We start from the raw sequence: 16,685 nt of genomic DNA, 5'->3' as shown, positions 1-16,685 counted from the left end.
GGCGCAGCGCGCCTGAAAGGACAGGATCATGGCTGATTTCCAGCAGAACGGGAATATCGCGCAGTTCCACAATCTGCGCACCCGCCCGCTTGAAGAGCTTGAATACCGGCTGGAAACCTTTGCGCAGGTGCGCAAGATCACGCTGATCCTGCCCTCGCTGTTTTCCGAACTCGAAGGCCCGGCGCTCGGCAAGATCCTGCAGGAACTGTCGAAGGTGAAATACCTGCACCGGATCATCATCGGTCTCGATGCGGCGGATGAGGCGCAGTTCCGCCATGCGCGCGAGTTCTTTTCCGTGCTGCCGCAGAACCATGTGGTGATCTGGAACGACGGGCCGCGGGTGCGGGCGATCATGGACCGGCTGGAACCCTTGGGCATCGGCCCGATCGAGCCGGGCAAGGGCCGCAACGTCTGGGGCTGCATCGGCTATCTGATCGCCTGCGCCGACAGCGCGGTGATGGCGATCCACGATTGCGACATCGTCACCTATGAACGCGGGATGCTGTCGCGGCTGGTCTATCCGGTGGTGCATCCGGCCTTCCCCTATCACCTGTCCAAGGGCTTCTACCCCCGGATCGGCAACAACCGGATGGGCGGGCGGGTGACGCGCAATCTTGTCAGCCCGCTGCTGATCGCGCTGAAGAAGGTGCTGGGGGACCGCGACTACATCGATTACCTGCGCGCCTTCCGCTACCCGCTGTCGGGCGAATTCGCCATGCGCACCGCCACCCTGCCCGACCTGCGCATGCCCGCCGACTGGGGGCTGGAGATCGGCATCCTCTCCGAGGCCTGGCGCAACATGGGCCCGCGCGCCGTCTGTCAGGTGGAGATCGCCGACATCTACGACCACAAGCATCAGGACCTTTCGGCCGAGGATGCGCAGGCCGGGCTGAACCGCATGTCGCTCGACATCTGCAAGGCGATCTTCCGCAAGCTGGCGGCGGACGGGACGGTGTTTTCGCCCAACATCTTCCGCACGCTGAAGGCGACCTATCACCGCCGGGCGCTCGATCTGCTCGACGTCTATTCGCATGATGCGATGATGAACGGGCTGGTGTTCGAGCGCCATTCCGAGGAAACCTCGATCGCGATGTTCGCCGAGAACATCATGCAGGCGGGGCAGATGTTCCTCGACAATCCGCAGGAGCTGCCCTTCATCCCGAACTGGAACCTCGTCCATGCGGCCGATCCGACGCTGCTGTCGGATTTCCGGGCGGCGGTGGCGGCGGATATGGCGGATACGGAATAGCGTCCGGTTTCGTGGCAGCGGCGCAGAGGGGGCGCTGCCCCCTCGCCCCCGGGATATTTATGGAAAAACGACGGCAGAAACCGTTTCAGGACCTCATGCGGTGTTGGAGATCCAGCGGCACTGATAGGGCGCGAGGACGATCTTGCCGTCCGGCTGGATGATTTCGCCGTTCAGCAGGTCGCGCCAGTCCTCGTCGTCGATCAGGTTCAGCAGGTAGGCGTCCATCTCGACCACCTCGTCCGAGACATTGTGCAGCGCGAAGACCGACTGGTTGCGGTCGAGCGACTGGCGCCAGATGCCCAGCACCCGGTCGTCGAGTTGCAATGTCAGCTGCGTCCCGTTCGGATGGAAGGCCGGTTGCTGCCCGCGCCGCCGCAGCCGCCGCTGCAATTCGCGCAGCACGACCGACTGGTTGCTGCCCGGATCGGCCAGACGTTCGCGCAGGTCCGGATAGCTCCACCTGTGCCGGTTGATCGCGCGGTTGATGCCGCGCTTGGCCACGCCCTCGTAATCGTTCGGGGTGGCGAGGAAGGAATGGATATAGAAGGCAGGCACCCCCTCGATCGACATGACGATGGTCTGCGAGCAGAGGAAGCGGGCGATCTTCAGCTTTTCCTCGCCGGCGAAGGTGCGGCTCATCGCGTCGAAATAGCCGCAATTGAGTTCGTAGGGCGCCTCGCCCCCGCCCGGCAGTGCCCGCATCGACACGAGCCCGCCGGCCGAGCGCACGGATTCGATCATCCGGGTGATTTCCTCGGGCGGCAGGATCCCCTCGACGGGCCGCATGCCGATGCCGTCATGGCTGGCGGTGAAGTTGAAATAGGCGCAGCCAAGGGGCGCCGGCGGCATGGCGCGCAGCCATTTGCGCAGGTAGCGCACATTGCCCGACAGCATCGCGTGCAGCACCAGAGGCGGCAGCGGGAAGTTGTAGACCATATGCGCTTCGTCGCGCCGGCCGAAATAGGAAAGGTTCTCGGCCTTGGGCACGTTGGTTTCGGTCAGCAGGATCACCGGCTCGGTGGCGAAATCGGCCAGCACGCGCATCAGCTTGACCACGGCATGGGTCTGCGGCAGGTGGATGCAGGTCGAGCCGGGGATCTTCCACAGGAACGCCACCGCGTCGAGCCGGATGGTCCGCACCCCCGCGTCGATATGGAACCGCAGCACCCGCAGGATTTCCAGCAGCACCTCGGGGTTGCGGAAATTCAGATCGACCTGATCGTGGCTGAAGGTGCACCAAATCTCGCGCTTGCCCGCCACGGTCTCGACCTCGCGCAGCAGGGGCGAGGTGCGCGGGCGGATCACGGCGGACAGATCGTCCCCCGGTTCGACCTCGATGAAGAAGCCGTTGTAGGGCGGGATGCCCTGCCGGTAGGCGGTGAACCATGTGCCCGCCGAGGAAACGTGGTTCAGCACCATGTCCGACATCAGGCTGAACTCCGCGCCGATGCGGCGGATGTCGGACCAGTCGCCAAGCGCCGGATCGACCTTCAGGTAATCGGTGACCGCGAAACCGTCGTCCGATGTATAGGGGAAGAACGGCAGGATATGCACGCCGCTGACTGTCCCGCGCAGATGGCGGTCGAGGAAATCCAGCAGCAGGTCCAGCGGCTTGTGCTGGCCGTCGACGATCGAATTGCCATAGGTGATGACAAGCGCGTCGCGTTCCGACCACATGTTGTTCGAGGGTTTGCGCGGTCTTTGCCGATGGGGCCTGCCCTCGGGCCAGAAGGCCTCGATGACCTGCGCCGCAAGGGGATCCGCGTCCAGATCGGGATAGATCTGCTCCAGCAGCGTCTTCAGCCGATGGCCGAGAGTGGCGGGCGAGGTCGAGATCGCTTTGCTCCTTTCGACGGTTTAGTTTGTGACACTGTAGCGGCTCCTTCCCACGGGTAAAGTCCGCATGCGCGCCGCCGCATGTTGCCGCGATGGAGTGTGACGGGATTGACGCGGATTTCGGCAATTCGACGCCGCGCAAGAAAATAGGGGACGCGGTCGCCCGCGCCCTCCCGGCTGTGGTGGGGAGGCCACCACAGATTACTGGTTCAGCGCCCGGCCAAGCGCGTCGAGCACGGCCTCGTGCATCGCCTCCGACAGCGTCGGGTGGGCGAAGACCACCTGAGCGAGGCTTTCCTCGGTCGCTTCCAGATGCTGGGCGATGCCGTAGCCCTGGATCATCTCGGTCACGTCGGGGCCGACCATATGGGCGCCCAGAAGCTCGCCGGTTTCCTTGTCGAAGAGAACCTTGACGAAGCCCTCGGCCTCTCCCATCGCCAGCGCCTTGCCGTTGGCCTGAAAGTTGAAGCGGCCGATCTTCACCGCGATGCCGTTCTTCTTCGCCGTCGCTTCGGTCAGACCGAAGCTGGCGACCTGCGGGCGGGTATAGGTGCAGCCCGGGATCGTCGCGCGGTTCATCGGATGCACCCCCGCGACACCGGCCAGCGCCTCGACGCAGAGGACACCTTCGTGGCTGGCCTTGTGCGCCAGACACGGCGGCCCCGCCACGTCGCCGATCGCATAGAGACCGAAGACATTGGTGCGGCAGAAGGCGTCGGTCTTGATGAAACCGCGGTCGAGTTCCACGCCAAGCGCCTCGAGCCCCAGATCCTCGACATTCGGCACGACGCCGGTGGCGGAGAGCACCTTGTCCACCGTCAGTTCGACCTCGCCCGCCGGGCCGGAGAGCCGGCACACCACGCCCGAGGGGCCGGGGGTGACGGAGACCACCTTCGTGCCCTCGTGGATCTCCATGCCGCGGCGCTGGAACTGCTTCCTGACGAAGGCCGCGACCTCGGCATCCTCGTTCGGCATGATCGTGGGAGCCATTTCCACAAGGTGAACCTTGGTTCCCAGATCATTGAAGAGGCTGGCGAATTCCGCCCCGATCGCACCCGAGCCGATGACCAGCAGGGTTTCCGGAACCGCCTTCGGCACCAGCGCGTCGGACGAGACCCAGACATTCTCGCCATCCGGATTGATGCCGGGGAAAACCCGTGGCCGCGCCCCGGTGGCGAGGATGACATGGGCGGCGGTCAAGGGCTTCTTCGCGCCGTCCTTCGCCTCGACCTCGACCTGACCCTTGCCGGTCAGGCGGGCGGTTCCGTCGTAGACGGTCACGCCGTTCTTCTTCAGCAGGTAGCCGACACCGCCCGCAAGCCGTTCGGAAACCGAGCGGCTGTGGCCGACGAGCTTCGACAGCTCGAAGCCGTTCAGCGCCACGTCAAAGCCCAGCATCGGGGCCTTGTCCTTCAGCGCATGGGAAAATTCCGCCCCCTGAAGCAGCGCCTTGGTCGGGATGCAGCCCCAGTTGAGGCAGATCCCGCCGAGGTGACGGCGCTCTACCAGCGCCGCCTTCAGTCCCAGCTGGGCGGCCCGGATCGCGGCGATGTAACCACCCGGTCCACCGCCGATCACCAGCACGTCATATGAGCCAGACATATCGTCCTCTTACACCAGCATCAGGTTGGGGGCTTCGGCGAAGCGCTTCAGCTCCTTCAGGAACTGCGCACCCAAGGCCCCGTCGATCACCCGGTGATCGCACGACAGGGTGGCGGTCAGGATCGGTCGGATTTCGACCTGCCCCTTCACCGGCACTGCGCGTTCGATCGCCGCGCCGACGGCAAGGATTGCCCCCTGCGGCGGGTTGATGATCGCGTCGAACTGGGTGATCCCGAACATCCCGAGGTTGGAGATCGAGAACGACCCGCCTTGGAATTCCTCGGGCTGCAGCGTCCCGGCCTTGGCCTTGGTCACCAGCGCCACCACCTCTTTCGAGATGTCGGTCACCGATTTCCGGTTCGCCGCCTTGACGATCGGGGTAATCAGCCCGCCGTTCAGCGCCACGGCGACCGAGATGTCGGCATCCGGATACCTGACGATGGCCTGCTGTTCCGCGTCGTAGCAGACGTTGACGTCGGGCACCTTGATCAGCGCCGCCGCGACCGCCTTGATCAGCAGGTCGTTGACCGAGATCTTCACCCCCGGAACATCGGCGTTGATCTCCTTGCGGAGCGCGTTCAGCCGGGACATGTCGATTTCCGTGGTCAGGCGGAAATGCGGCGCTTCGAGCTTCGACTGCACCAGCCGCGCGCCGATCGCCCGGCGCATGCCGGACATGGGCGTGACGACGGGGTCTTCCGCGGGCTGCGGCACCGCCGCCGCGACCGAGGCGGGGGCGTCTTCCAGTTTGCCGAGCTTTTGTGCCGCAAGCAGCACATCGTCACGGCAGACCCGGCCCTGCGTTCCGGTCGCCCGGCAGTCGTTCAGGTTGACGCCCAGCTTCTGCGCCAGACGGCGGGCGACCGGAGTCGCCGGAACCGCGCTGTCGTCCGCATGGCTTTCCACCTTCGCCCGCTCCGCAGGCGCGGGGGCCGCGACGGAACCCCCGGCGGCGCGCACCGCCACCTCGATATCCTCGACCGAGATGCGGCCCTCCGCCCCCGACCCAGTGACGAGCGCGAGGTTGATGCCAAGCTTTTGTGCCAGACGCAGCGCCCGCGAAGAGGCGTTCACCCCTTCCGGCGTTTCGCCCTTCAGCGCGGCGGGAACGACCGTCGCCCCGGCGACGGGTTTGTCGATGCTCTTCGCCAAAGCGGCAACGGTCGCCGCCGCCTTGGGCGCGGGTGCAGGTGCGGCCTTGGGGGCCGCCTTGGCTTCGGCCTTGGCCGGTGCCGCAACGGCGGGCTCCGGCTCCTTCGCGCCGTTCAGCGCGGCGACGAAGGCCTCGACCTCGGCGGGCGTTGCCCCTGCCTCACCGACGACGGCCATCGGCGCGCCGACCGGCAGGACGGTGCCCTTGGGCGCGATCACCGCATAAAGCGTCGCGGCAAAAGGCGCCTCGAAGACATTGGTGATCTTGGAGGTTTCCACCTCGCAGACCTCCTGCCCCTTGTCGAAGGACTGGCCGGGTTCGACCAGCCAGTTCGCCACGGTGCCTTCCGTCATGGAAAGCCCATACTTCGGCATTTCAAGCGTCTTGAGATCGGCCATCTTAAGCCCCCATCAGCTTGCGGGCGGCGGCCTCGATCTTCGCGGCATCGGGCAGCCACAGTTTTTCCAGCGCAGGCGAGAACGGCACCGGCGTATGCGGCGGCAGCACCAGTTCGATCGGCGCGCGCAGATAGTCGAAGCCCTTCGAGGCGATCAGCGCCGCCACGTCATGGGCGAAACCGCAGCGGGCCGCGCTTTCGTCCACGATCACCACCCGGCCCGTCGCCGCGACGGATTCGAGGATCGCCGTTTCATCGAGCGGCGAGATGGTGCGCGGGTCGATCACGTCGCAGGTGATCCCGTCCTTCGCCAGCCTGTCGGCGGCGGCATTGGCCTGATGCACCAGCGAGCCGAGCGCGATGATCGTCACGTCCTCGCCCTCGCGGGTGTAGTTCGCCACGCCGAGCGGGATGGTGTAGGGTTCGTCCGGCACCTCGCCCTTCATGTCGTAGAGGATCTTGTTCTCGCAGAACATCACCGGGTCGTCGTCGCGGATCGAGGCGATCAGCAGCCCCTTGGCGTCATAGGGGGTCGAGGGACACACGACCTTCAGGCCGGGCACCGAGGCGAAGATGTGGTAGGGCGATTGCGAATGCTGCCCCGCCGCCGAGAACCCGGCGCCGACCATGCCGCGCACGACCAGCGGCGCTTTCGCCTTGCCGCCGAACATGTAGCGGAACTTGGCCGCCTGATTGTAGATCCCGTCGAAGGCGACGCCGAAGAAATCCATGAACATCAGCTCGGCCACCGGGCGCAGGCCCGTCGCGGCGGCACCCGCCGCCATGCCGATGATAGCGGATTCGGTGATCGGCGTGTCGATCACGCGCTCGGATCCGAATTCCGTCCACAGACCCTTGGTGACGCCCAGAACGCCGCCAAGCGCCTCGACCTCGGGCTGGTGGCCGCCGTGGCCGCCGCGCTGGTCCTCGCCGATCACGACAACCGTGTCGTCAAGGCGCATTTCCTGTGCGATGGCATCCTTGATGGCCTCGCGATAGCTTTTCGTGCTCATCTGTCTGACCTCCCCCTCAGTAGGACACATAGACATCGGCCAGCAGGTTCTCCGCCGGCGGATAGGCCGCGGCGCGCGCCTGCTTGACGGCATCGTCGACCTGCGCGGTCACCTCGGCGTCGATCTTGTCGAGTTCCGAAGCCTTGATCTGATCCCTGACCTTGTCGCGGAAGATCTTCAGCGGGTCGTGGTTCTTGCGCAGTCCGGCGACTTCGCCCTTGGCGCGATAGAGACCCGGATCCCCCTCGAAATGCCCGTGCCAGCGATAGGCCATGCATTCGATCGAGGTCGGACCGCCGCCCGTGCGCGCCCGGTCCACCGCTTCCGACACCGCCTCGTAGACGGCAAAGAAATCCGTCCCGTCAACGCGGATCGACGGCATGCCGAAGCCCGAGGACCGCTTGGTGATGTCCCGGCCGCCGACCGCGTAGTCGAAGCCCGTGCCTTCGCCGTAGCCGTTGTTTTCAAAGATGAAGATCACCGGCAGTTGCAGGACGGTGGCCATGTTCATCGCCTCGAAGACGAGCCCCTGGTTCGAGCCGCCGTCGCCCGTGAACGACACGGCCACGCCGCCGTTCTTCAGCGTCTTGGCCGTCAGCGCCGCGCCGATGGCGAGCGAGGGCGCACCGCCCACGATCCCGTTCGCGCCGAGCATGCCTTTCGACAGGTCGGCGATGTGCATCGATCCACCCTTGCCGCGGCAGACGCCGGCATCCTTGCCGAACACCTCGGCCATCATGCCGTGGATGTCACAGCCCTTGGCGATCGAGTGGCCGTGCCCGCGGTGGGTCGAGCCGATGTAATCCGTCGGCAGAAGATTCTGACAGACGCCGACCGCGATGGCCTCCTCGCCGGTGTAGAGGTGAATGAACCCCGGGATGTCGCCGGTGGCGTTTTCCTCGTGCAGGCGTTCCTCGAAAGCGCGAATCTCGCTCATCTTCCGATAGGCTTGCAGGAGCTGGTCTTTGTCGAGCTGCATAACCATGCTTGGTCCTCCTTTTCCAAGAACAGAGCTACCCTGACAGCAGACAATATGCGTTGATTCAGATCAATATCGATACGAAACGGTTTCGTTCATTCTTGCCGTATCTTTTGCGGAAATCCGCCTATGGCCCTTCCCATCTCCGCCGTTCCCGGGGACACTGATCGCAGGACAGGAGGCAGCATGACCACCGGCATTCATCACGTCACCGCGCTGACCCGCGACGTTCAGGCGAACGTCGATTTCTATCTGGGATTTCTGGGGCTTAGGCTGGTCAAGCGGACCGCGGGGTTCGAGGATGCCCGCCAGCTGCACCTGTTTTACGGCGATGCGGTCGGCGCGCCCGGATCGGTGATCAGCTTCCTCGTATGGGAGGATGGCGCGCCGGGGCGCGTCGGCATCGGTCAGGTGGGCGAGATCGCCTTTGCCGTGCCCCCCGGTTCCATCGGCGAATGGCTGACGCGGGCGCTGACCGCGCGGGTGCCGGTCGAGGGGCCTTTGCGCGAATTCGGCGAAACCGTGCTGCGGCTCAAGGATCCGGATGGAATCATCGTCAAGCTGGTGGGCCGGGACATCCCCGCCACCGCGCCCCTGCCCGATCCGGCCGCGCCGACGCGCCTCCATTCCGTCACGCTGCTGACCGACCAGCCGGATTCGGGCCGCGCGATGCTGGAGCGATTCGGCTATCGTCCCGGGCCGCGATCGGGGGCGATCCTGCGGATGGTTTCGGACAGCGACGTGATCGACCTGCGCGATGTGGCGGGCTATGCGCCGGGCATCGCGGGCACCGGCACCTTCGATCATGTGGCGCTGCGGGCGCGCGATGCGGATCAGGTCCGCGCCGTGGGGGCCGCGCTGCCGCCCGATCTGGGCGAGACCAACCTGCATGACCGCAAGTATTTCGTCTCCCTCTATGTGCGCGACGCGGCGGGCATCCTGTATGAATACGCCTCGGACGGGCCCGGCTTCACCGTGGACGAACCCCCCGCGCATCTGGGCGAGACGCTTTTCACCCCGCCGGGCATGAGCGACGATCTGCGCGTGACCCTGCCGCAATTCGCCCTGCCGGGGGAGGAACGCTGGCCCCGCCGCCAGTTGCTGTTCGGCCAGCGGCTCCATACGCCCGATCCGGTCGACGATCAGGTGCTCATCACGCTGCATGGCTCGGGCGGTGATGAAACCAGCCTCCTGCCCTTTGCCCATGCCGTCGCGCCGCGCGCGCGGCTGGTTGGTCTACGAGGCCGCGCGACCGAGGAAGGCAGCCTGCGCTGGTTCCGCCGCTTCGGCTTTCAGGATTTCGATCAGGACGACATCGCCGCCGAGGCCGAGGCCTTCGCCGCCTTCCTGCCGGATCTGGCGCAGCTCTACGATATCGACCTGTCAAAGGCGGTGTTCATCGGGCAGTCGAACGGGGCGAATTTCCTCGCGGCCTTCCTGCGGCTGCATCCGGGCCTCGTTTCCCGCGCGATCCTGTTGCGCGCGCAAGAGGTGCTGCGCGACCCGCCCGATGCCGCGATCACGACCGAAGTGCTGATGCTCGATGGCCGGCTCGATCTGCTCACCGGCCCGGCGGGGCCGGCGCTGGCAACGGACCTTGCCGCGGATGGCGCGCGGGTCGAGGTGGTCACGGTCGAGGCGGGCCACAACCTGATCCCCGAGGATGAGGCAGCCGCGCGCGCATGGCTCGCCGCGCGGGACTGATCCTTCAGGCCGGACCCGGCCGGAACGCCGGTTCCGGACGCCCCGGCACCGTTTCCTCGACCGCGAAGACCGCGCCCGACAGCGGCGCCTCGGCGATCCGCGCGGGCGACAGGCCCTGCGCCGCCGAGGTGCAGAACAGCGTCAGATAATCCTCGCCGCCCATGGCCGGACAGGTCGTCTGCGGCGCGTCAAAGGTCTTGCGCGCGCCCACCTCGCCCACCGGGGATACGGCGATCACCGCCCCCTCCCCCCAGAGCGCGACGCGCAGCGACCCGTCCGACAGCGTCACCGCCCCATCCGGCCAGAAGCCGATCCGGGAAAAATCCACGAAAGGCTCCGGCTCCGCCTGCGGCCAGCCGTTGCGGTTCAGCGCCGTGCGGAACATCAGGCCACGGTCGGTATCCGCGTGATAGGCGCAGGACCCGTCCGGCGCGAAGCAGATCCCGTTCGGGACCGAGATATTGTCGAACAGCCGCCGCAGCTCGCCGCCGTAAAGGCGGTAGATCGCGCCCGCGCCCGGCTCCGCCTCGCGCCCCATGGTGCCGATCCAGAACCCGCCCCAGGGATCGGCGCGCCCGTCGTTGGTGCGGGTGTCGGGATTGTCCGCCTCAAGATCCGCCAGCCGCAACAGGAACCGCCCGGCCTCCAGATCAAAGACCGAAAGCCCGGTTTCCGAGGCGATCAGCAGCCTGTCCCGGTCGATCCACGCGGCGGCGGAACAGATTTCCGGCAAGGCGTAGTCGTGGGTCTCGCCCGTTTCGGGGCAGCGCGACAGAAGACGGCGCCCGGCGACGTCGAACCAGAACAGCGCGCGCCGTTCGGGATGCCACAACGCCCCCTCGCCCAAGGTGCAGATGCGGGGATCGAAAACGCTCATCCGGTTTCCTTTCTCGCGGTTTCCATTCTCGGTGGGCCTGCCGCGCAACATAGTCCGGCACGGACCCCGCTGACAGCCCCGCCGGCGGGATCAGGCCGACCCGAGGCGTTCCTCGATCAGGTCGACCTCGCGCACCATGTCGCGGGCAACGTCATCGGGCAGGCGGTTGCGGCGCGAGGCATCGTAGATCGTCTCGCGCTCCGCCCGCATGGCGACAAGCCAGAGCTGCCGCTCCGCCTCCTGCGCGCGCTTGTAGCGGGCCATGTCGGCGGCTTCCTTGCTGCCGTAGCCCGCGATCCGTTCGCGATACATGTCGATGATGCGGGTGGCGGCGTGGGTATACAGATCCTTGTCCTCCTGCCCGACCGGCAGCGCATGCACCGCCTTGCCCACGGCGGTGATCGCGGCCTCGGCGGCGGCCTGCCGCACGCGGTCCTGCTGTTGCAGCAGCAAGGGCTCCGGCGGCATGGCGACATTGCGCAACAGCAGCGGCAGGATGATGCTCGCCATGATCAGAGACACGATGATGACCCCGGCGGCAATGAAGATCAGCAGGTCCCGCGCCGGCAGCATCGATCCGTCGGTCATCGTCAGCGGCAGCGACAGCACCGCCGCCAGCGTGATCGCCCCCCGCGCCCCCGCGACCGAGGTGGCCGCGATCAGCTTCCAGTCCGTCTTTTCCTGCCGGTGCTGGCGCAACAGCACCAGCCGGTAGGACACCCAGACCCAGACGAACCGCAGCACCGCCAGCGCGACATTGATCACCACAACATAGGCCAGCATCCAGATCGGATCGTGATGGCCGGTTTCCTGCACCACCACCACGGCGTTCGAGACGATCTTCGGCAATTGCTCGCCCAGGATCACGAACATGACGCCGTTGAGCGAGAACTGCACCGTATCCCAGACGGCATTGCGCCGGATCCGCGTCGTCGCCAGCGCCTTGCCGCTGATTTCCGAATAGCTCATCGTCAGCCCGGCCGAAACGGCCGCCAGAATGCCCGAGGCGCCGATCTTTTCCGCCACCAGATAGGCGGCGAAAGGGATCAGCAGGCTGACGAGGATCTGCGACCCCGCATCCTCGCCATAGCGCGCCGTGACCAGCCCCTTGGTGAAGGTGACGAGCCAGCACACCGCCACCCCCGCCGCCACCCCGGCCAGCGCAAGCCACAGAAAGGTCAGCGCGGCGGAGGACAGCGAAAACGCCCCCGTCATCGCCGCCGCGACGGCAAAGCGCATGCACACAAGGCCCGATGCGTCGTTCAGCAGCGACTCGCCTTCCAGAATGTGCATCAACCGCTTCGGCACGTTGACCCGCCGCGAAATCGCCGAAACCGCCACCGGATCGGTGGGCGACAGGATCGCCGCCAGCGCGAAGGCCAGCGGCAGCGAGATCGCCGGAATCAGCCAGTTGATCAGCAGCCCGATCCCCAGCACCGTGAACACCACCAGCCCGAGCGCCAGATTCAGGATCGTGCCGATGTCGCGAAACAGCCCCTCTTTCTGGATCCGCCAGCCATCGAGGAACAGCAGCGGCGGCAGGAACAGCAGGAAGAACAGCTCCGGCTCCAGCGAAACCCCCAGATCGGCGATCGCCGCCACCCCGGCGCCAAGCGCGATCTGCACCAGCGGCAGCGGGATCGTCTTCGGCAGCATCCGGCTGAGCCCGCCACTGACCACGACGACGAAAAGAAGGATAAGAACGACGGAAAGTTCGGCCACCTGTCCCACCTGCAAGATGCCCGCCGCGCGCGACCGCGCGGCCATTTCCCCATAGCTACATGCGCGGCCGCGACGGTGCAAATCCCGGCGCAACCGCAGGTTCATTTTTCAGGCACACCTGCCCGCCTCCCCCCAACGGATCTTGCCCCCGACCCGCCTTCTGCCTTTCGTGTTTCCATAAATATCCCGGGGGTGAGCGCGGAACGCGCGAGGGGGCTGGCCCCCTTCTTCCCTCACCGCCCGCACCCGCGCCCGTCATCCCGAACAACCTGCCCCTTCCCCCGTTGCACCGCGCCCCGCGCCGGGGTAGGCTTCGCGCGATTACTCGTTGGGGTGTCCCGGGAAACCGGGGCTGAGAGGCTTTGCCAACCCATCGAACCTGATCCGGTTCATGCCGGCGGAGGGAACGGGTAAAGCACGGATGCGATCGCGGCCCTGCCGTGGTGTTCCGTCCTGTCCCCCTCGCCGGTTCAAGAGGGGGCACGGCATGGCGCCGTCTATCACAGTCTGCATTGCGGCATGCTTGCCCCTTTCCCGCGTTTCATTCCTCCGCGAAAGGGCTTCCCATGCGTCCGACCCGACTGACCGCCGCGCTTCTTGCCGGCCTGCTGCTTGCCGCTCCGGCGCTGGCACAGGACCGACTGACGCTGATCCTCGACTGGTATGTGAACCCAGACCATGCGCCGGTCATCGTCGCGCAGGAGATGGGCTATTTCCGCGACGCCGGGCTCGAGGTCGACATCGTCGCCCCCGCCGATCCGACCGAACCGCCCAAGCTCGTCGCCGCGGGCAAGGCGGATCTTGCCGTCAGCTACCAGCCGCAACTGCATCTGCAGGTGCATGAGGGCCTGCCACTGGTGCGGGTGGGCACGCTGGTTTCGACGCCGCTCAACTGCCTGATGGTCGATGCGAACGGGCCGGTGCAAAGCCTCGCCGACCTCAAGGGCCGCAAGGTCGGCTATTCGCTTTCGGGGATCGAGACGGCGATGATGGCGGCGATGCTCGGCTCCGCCGGGCTGAGCATGGAAGACGTCCAGATGATCAACGTCAACTGGTCGCTGACCCCGGCGCTGATGACCGGGCAGGTGGATGCCGTGGCCGGCGCCTTCCGCAATTTCGAGCTGACGCAGATGCGGCTCGCGGGCGGCGCGGGCAAATGCTTCTACCCCGAGGAAGCCGGCCTGCCCGCCTATGACGAACTGATCTTCGTCGCCAATTCCGAAACGCTCGACCGCGACCGGATCAACCGCTTCCTCGGCGCGGTGGAGCGTGGCGTGACCGAGATCCTGAACCACCCCGACGCGGCATGGGCCGCCTTCGCCGCCACCTCGCCCGATCTGTCGGATGAGCTGAACCGGCAGGCGTGGATCGACACCCTGCCCCGCTTTGCCCACAGCCCCGCCGCGCTGGATCAGGGGCGCTATGCGCGGTTCGAGGTCTTTCTGAAAGAGGCCGGGCTGGTCGACACGGTGTTCCCCGTGGCAAGGCTGGCAATCGATCCGGGGGCGCAGGAATGACCCCACTGGTCCTGACCGGATCGGCATGGGTGGAGGACCGACCGCTGTTCCCGCCCCTGCGGCTGGAACTGGCGACGGGGGCATGGACCTCGCTTCTCGGCCCCTCGGGCGTCGGCAAGACGACGCTGCTGCGCCTGATCGCCGGGCTGCCCACCGGCGTGCGGTTCGAGGGCCGGGTCGAGGGCCGCCGCCCCGCCGCGCTGATGGCGCAGGATGCGGGGCTGCTGCCCTGGCTGACGGTGGCGCAGAACGTCGCCCTTGGCGCGCGCCTGCGGGGGGAACGCGCGGACCCCGCGCGGGTGCGGGACCTGCTGGCCCGCGTGGGGCTCGGCGATCTGTCCGAACGGTTTCCCGCCGCTCTGTCGGGCGGGCAACGGCAGCGGGTCGCCCTTGCCCGCACGCTGATCGAGGATCGCGATCCGGTCCTGCTCGACGAACCCTTCTCGGCGCTCGATGCGCTGTCGCGGCTGCGGATGCAGGATCTGGCGGCGGAGCTGCTGCGCGGCCGGATGGTGCTGATGGTGACCCACGACCCCGGCGAGGCGGCGCGGCTTTCGGATCACATCCTGCTTCTGACCGAAAACGGCCTGACCGCACAGCCGGTCCCCGCGACCCCGCCGCCGCGCCCTATGGATGCGCCCGAGGTTCTGGCCGCGCAGGCTGCGCTCCTTGGCCGACTGATCGGGGCGGCGGCATGAAATTCGCCCGTCCGGTTCTGACGGTGGCGGCCCTTCTGGGCCTCTGGCAAGGGGTGATCGTGCTCGCGGGCCTGCCGCCCTTTCTGCTGCCGGGGCCTTTGGCGGTGGCCGAGGCGCTGTGGCGCTACCGCGCCGATCTGGCATGGGCGACCCTGCGCACCGCGACGGAGATCATCGCGGGGTTCGGGCTCGGCGCTGCCCTTGGCATCGCGGTGGCGCTGCTGACCTCCGCCCTGCCGCGGGTCGGCGCGGCGCTGCGGCCAGTGCTGCTGGTGTCGCAGACGATCCCGATCTTCGCGCTCGCGCCGATCCTGACGCTGTGGCTGGGCTACGGGATGGCGCCGAAGATCGCGGTGACGGTGCTGATCACCTTCTTCCCGGTCGCCTCGGCGTTTCTGGACGGGCTGGGGCGGACGCCGGCGGCGTGGCTCGATCTGGCGCAGGTGATGGGGGCCTCGCGGTGGCGGGTGATGACGCGGATCCGTATTCCCGCGGCGCTGCCCGCGCTTGGCATCGGGCTGACGATCGCCGCCGTCTACGCGCCCGTCGGCGCGGTGATCGGCGAATGGGTCGGCGGGTCCGAGGGGCTGGGCGCGCTGATGATCCATGCGAACGGGCGGATGCGGATCGACCTCGTTTTCGCCTGCCTTGTCGTGGTGACGGGGCTGGCGTTGGCCTTTCATGCGGCGGTCGCGCGGCTGGTGGCCGCGCGGTTCGCGCGTTACGGCTGATACGCCGGCCCCATCACGCCCGCCGGGATCAGGCAGGCCTGCAAGGCGTGGTAGATGTCCGGCTTGCCGGCAAACACGGTGGTCTTCGGTTCGCCATCCGGGCCGATTTCGGGGAACCAGCCGCCATGCCGGTGATCGATCATGTTGCGGTCGACGAAGCTCCAGACCCGGCCATACCAGCCGCGCCAGAACGGATCCGGGGTGACCTGATCCAGCGCCCAGGCCGCGTTGATCGCCTCGGCGCAGGGCCACCACAGCCGCCAGTCGCGCGAGACCGTTCCGTCATTCGCCAGCGTATAGGCAAAGCCGCCGTCCGGCAGCCAGCCCAGCCCCACCGCCTGCCGGAACAGCCCCTGCGCCGCCTCTGGCATCCAGTCGTCCATGCGGCCCGTGCGCTGCCACAGTTCCAGCACCAGCCGCGCCCATTCCAGCGCATGGCCCGGCGTCGTGCCCGAGGGGCGGAACATCACATCCCCCGCGAAATCGGGATCGGGGCTCCAGTCCGGGTGGAAATGTTCCGGCACGACCCAGCCCGCCGCCCGGGCGTTCACGTTGATGATCCGCTCAGCGATCCGCCGCGCCGAGGTCAGGTAGATCGCATCCCCCCAGGCATCGTGGGCGGCCATCAGCGCCTCGGTCAGGTGCATGTTGGCGTTCTGCCCGCGATAGGCCAGCCCGTTGGTCCAGTCGGCATCGAAGGTATCGCTGACCGCGCCGTGCTCTTCTTCCCAGAACCGGGTCCAGAGCGTTTCCATCGCCAGATCGCGCAGCTTTTCCGCATCCCCGTGCCCCGCCTGATGCGCCGAGGCGGCGGCGAGCAGCACGAAGGCATGGCCATAGGCCTGTTTCAGCGGGTCCACCGGGCCATTGTCGTCGACACTCCAGAAGAAACCGCCGTTCTGTGCATCATACTGCCGGGTCAGCAGCCATTCGATGCCGTGATCGACGATCTCGCGCGCCTTCGGGTAATCGAGCCGCGTCGCCATCGTATAGGCATGCACCATCCGCGTCACCTCATGCAACGCGCGCTCCGCCCCGCCGGGGCCGGGGGGCAAGGGCTGGCCTTCCAGATCAAGCGTCCGGAATCCGCCCTTCGGATCGACCGCATTCACATGGAAATCCAGCAGCGCGCGGGCCTGCGCCAGCAGCCAGCGTTTGTCGGAATACTCCGCGATGTCCTTCGCGGGATCTGTCGTCATGTCGTCCT

The 16,685-nt window shown here is 67.0% G+C and carries 13 protein-coding genes and 1 riboswitch; of the genes, 5 read left to right on the top strand and 8 right to left on the bottom strand.

Features of this window, described 5'->3' with window-relative positions:
• Nucleotides 1–28 precede the first annotated feature (28 nt).
• Nucleotides 29–1,249 carry a glycosyltransferase family protein gene (locus D2T30_RS14775; RefSeq protein ID WP_128209507.1) on the top strand — a complete coding sequence of 407 codons (1,221 nt, stop codon included), beginning with the start codon at nucleotides 29–31 and terminating at the stop codon, nucleotides 1,247–1,249.
• A 93-nt stretch (nucleotides 1,250–1,342) separates the two neighbouring features.
• Here D2T30_RS14775 and D2T30_RS14770 read toward each other — a convergent pair whose 3' ends face one another.
• The 5 genes from D2T30_RS14770 to D2T30_RS14750 form a co-directional block, all read right to left on the bottom strand.
• Nucleotides 1,343–2,926, bottom strand: a complete 1,584-nt coding sequence (locus D2T30_RS14770) for a sugar phosphorylase (RefSeq protein ID WP_380730241.1) — start codon at nucleotides 2,924–2,926, stop codon at nucleotides 1,343–1,345.
• A 360-nt stretch (nucleotides 2,927–3,286) separates the two neighbouring features.
• A complete protein-coding gene (gene lpdA / locus D2T30_RS14765; protein WP_128209505.1) occupies nucleotides 3,287–4,687 on the bottom strand; it encodes a dihydrolipoyl dehydrogenase in 1,401 nt (466 codons plus the stop codon).
• 9 nt (nucleotides 4,688–4,696) lie between these two features.
• Nucleotides 4,697–6,238 (bottom strand): 2-oxo acid dehydrogenase subunit E2, encoded by a 1,542-nt coding sequence (locus tag D2T30_RS14760; protein ID WP_128209504.1) that lies wholly within the window; start codon nucleotides 6,236–6,238, stop codon nucleotides 4,697–4,699.
• 1 nt (nucleotide 6,239) lies between these two features.
• Complete coding sequence (locus D2T30_RS14755) at nucleotides 6,240–7,250, bottom strand: alpha-ketoacid dehydrogenase subunit beta (protein WP_128209503.1); 1,011 nt, start codon at nucleotides 7,248–7,250, stop codon at nucleotides 6,240–6,242.
• Nucleotides 7,251–7,266: 16 nt separating this feature from the next.
• A complete protein-coding gene (locus D2T30_RS14750) occupies nucleotides 7,267–8,235 on the bottom strand; it encodes a thiamine pyrophosphate-dependent dehydrogenase E1 component subunit alpha (RefSeq protein ID WP_277749562.1) in 969 nt (322 codons plus the stop codon).
• A gap of 180 nt (nucleotides 8,236–8,415) precedes the next feature.
• Here D2T30_RS14750 and D2T30_RS14745 point away from each other — a divergent pair, with 180 nt between their 5' ends.
• Nucleotides 8,416–9,933 carry a VOC family protein gene (locus D2T30_RS14745; protein WP_128209502.1) on the top strand — a complete coding sequence of 506 codons (1,518 nt, stop codon included), beginning with the start codon at nucleotides 8,416–8,418 and terminating at the stop codon, nucleotides 9,931–9,933.
• 4 nt (nucleotides 9,934–9,937) lie between these two features.
• Here the strand turns inward: D2T30_RS14745 and D2T30_RS14740 are convergent, their stop codons facing one another.
• Both D2T30_RS14740 and D2T30_RS14735 read right to left on the bottom strand, forming a co-directional pair.
• On the bottom strand, nucleotides 9,938–10,810 hold the full coding sequence (locus tag D2T30_RS14740) for an SMP-30/gluconolactonase/LRE family protein (RefSeq protein WP_128184865.1): 873 nt from the start codon (nucleotides 10,808–10,810) through the stop codon (nucleotides 9,938–9,940).
• 90 nt (nucleotides 10,811–10,900) lie between these two features.
• A complete protein-coding gene (locus D2T30_RS14735) occupies nucleotides 10,901–12,532 on the bottom strand; it encodes a Na+/H+ antiporter (protein ID WP_128209501.1) in 1,632 nt (543 codons plus the stop codon).
• A 319-nt stretch (nucleotides 12,533–12,851) separates the two neighbouring features.
• Nucleotides 12,852–12,955, top strand: a riboswitch (TPP riboswitch).
• 143 nt (nucleotides 12,956–13,098) lie between these two features.
• On the opposite strand from D2T30_RS14735, the gene D2T30_RS14730 reads away from it, so the two are divergent.
• Genes D2T30_RS14730 through D2T30_RS14720 form a run of 3 tightly spaced genes read left to right on the top strand, consistent with a single transcriptional unit; the run spans nucleotide 13,099 to nucleotide 15,478 of the window.
• Nucleotides 13,099–14,049 (top strand): ABC transporter substrate-binding protein, encoded by a 951-nt coding sequence (locus tag D2T30_RS14730; RefSeq protein ID WP_128209500.1) that lies wholly within the window; start codon nucleotides 13,099–13,101, stop codon nucleotides 14,047–14,049.
• Nucleotides 14,046–14,747, top strand: a complete 702-nt coding sequence (locus D2T30_RS14725; RefSeq protein WP_128209499.1) for an ABC transporter ATP-binding protein — start codon at nucleotides 14,046–14,048, stop codon at nucleotides 14,745–14,747. The genes D2T30_RS14730 and D2T30_RS14725 overlap by 4 nt, the downstream gene beginning before the upstream one ends.
• Nucleotides 14,744–15,478 carry an ABC transporter permease gene (locus D2T30_RS14720; protein ID WP_128209498.1) on the top strand — a complete coding sequence of 245 codons (735 nt, stop codon included), beginning with the start codon at nucleotides 14,744–14,746 and terminating at the stop codon, nucleotides 15,476–15,478. The genes D2T30_RS14725 and D2T30_RS14720 overlap by 4 nt, the downstream gene beginning before the upstream one ends.
• On the opposite strand, the gene D2T30_RS14715 is transcribed toward D2T30_RS14720, so the two are convergent.
• Nucleotides 15,469–16,677 carry an AGE family epimerase/isomerase gene (locus tag D2T30_RS14715; RefSeq protein ID WP_128209497.1) on the bottom strand — a complete coding sequence of 403 codons (1,209 nt, stop codon included), beginning with the start codon at nucleotides 16,675–16,677 and terminating at the stop codon, nucleotides 15,469–15,471. The genes D2T30_RS14720 and D2T30_RS14715 overlap by 10 nt on opposite strands.
• Nucleotides 16,678–16,685: the final 8 nt, after the last annotated feature.

Origin of the sequence: Paenirhodobacter populi, assembly GCF_004022215.1 — a bacterium.
Lineage (GTDB): Bacteria > Pseudomonadota > Alphaproteobacteria > Rhodobacterales > Rhodobacteraceae > Rhodobacter > Rhodobacter populi.
This window is presented reverse-complemented; position numbering and strand designations above follow the sequence as displayed.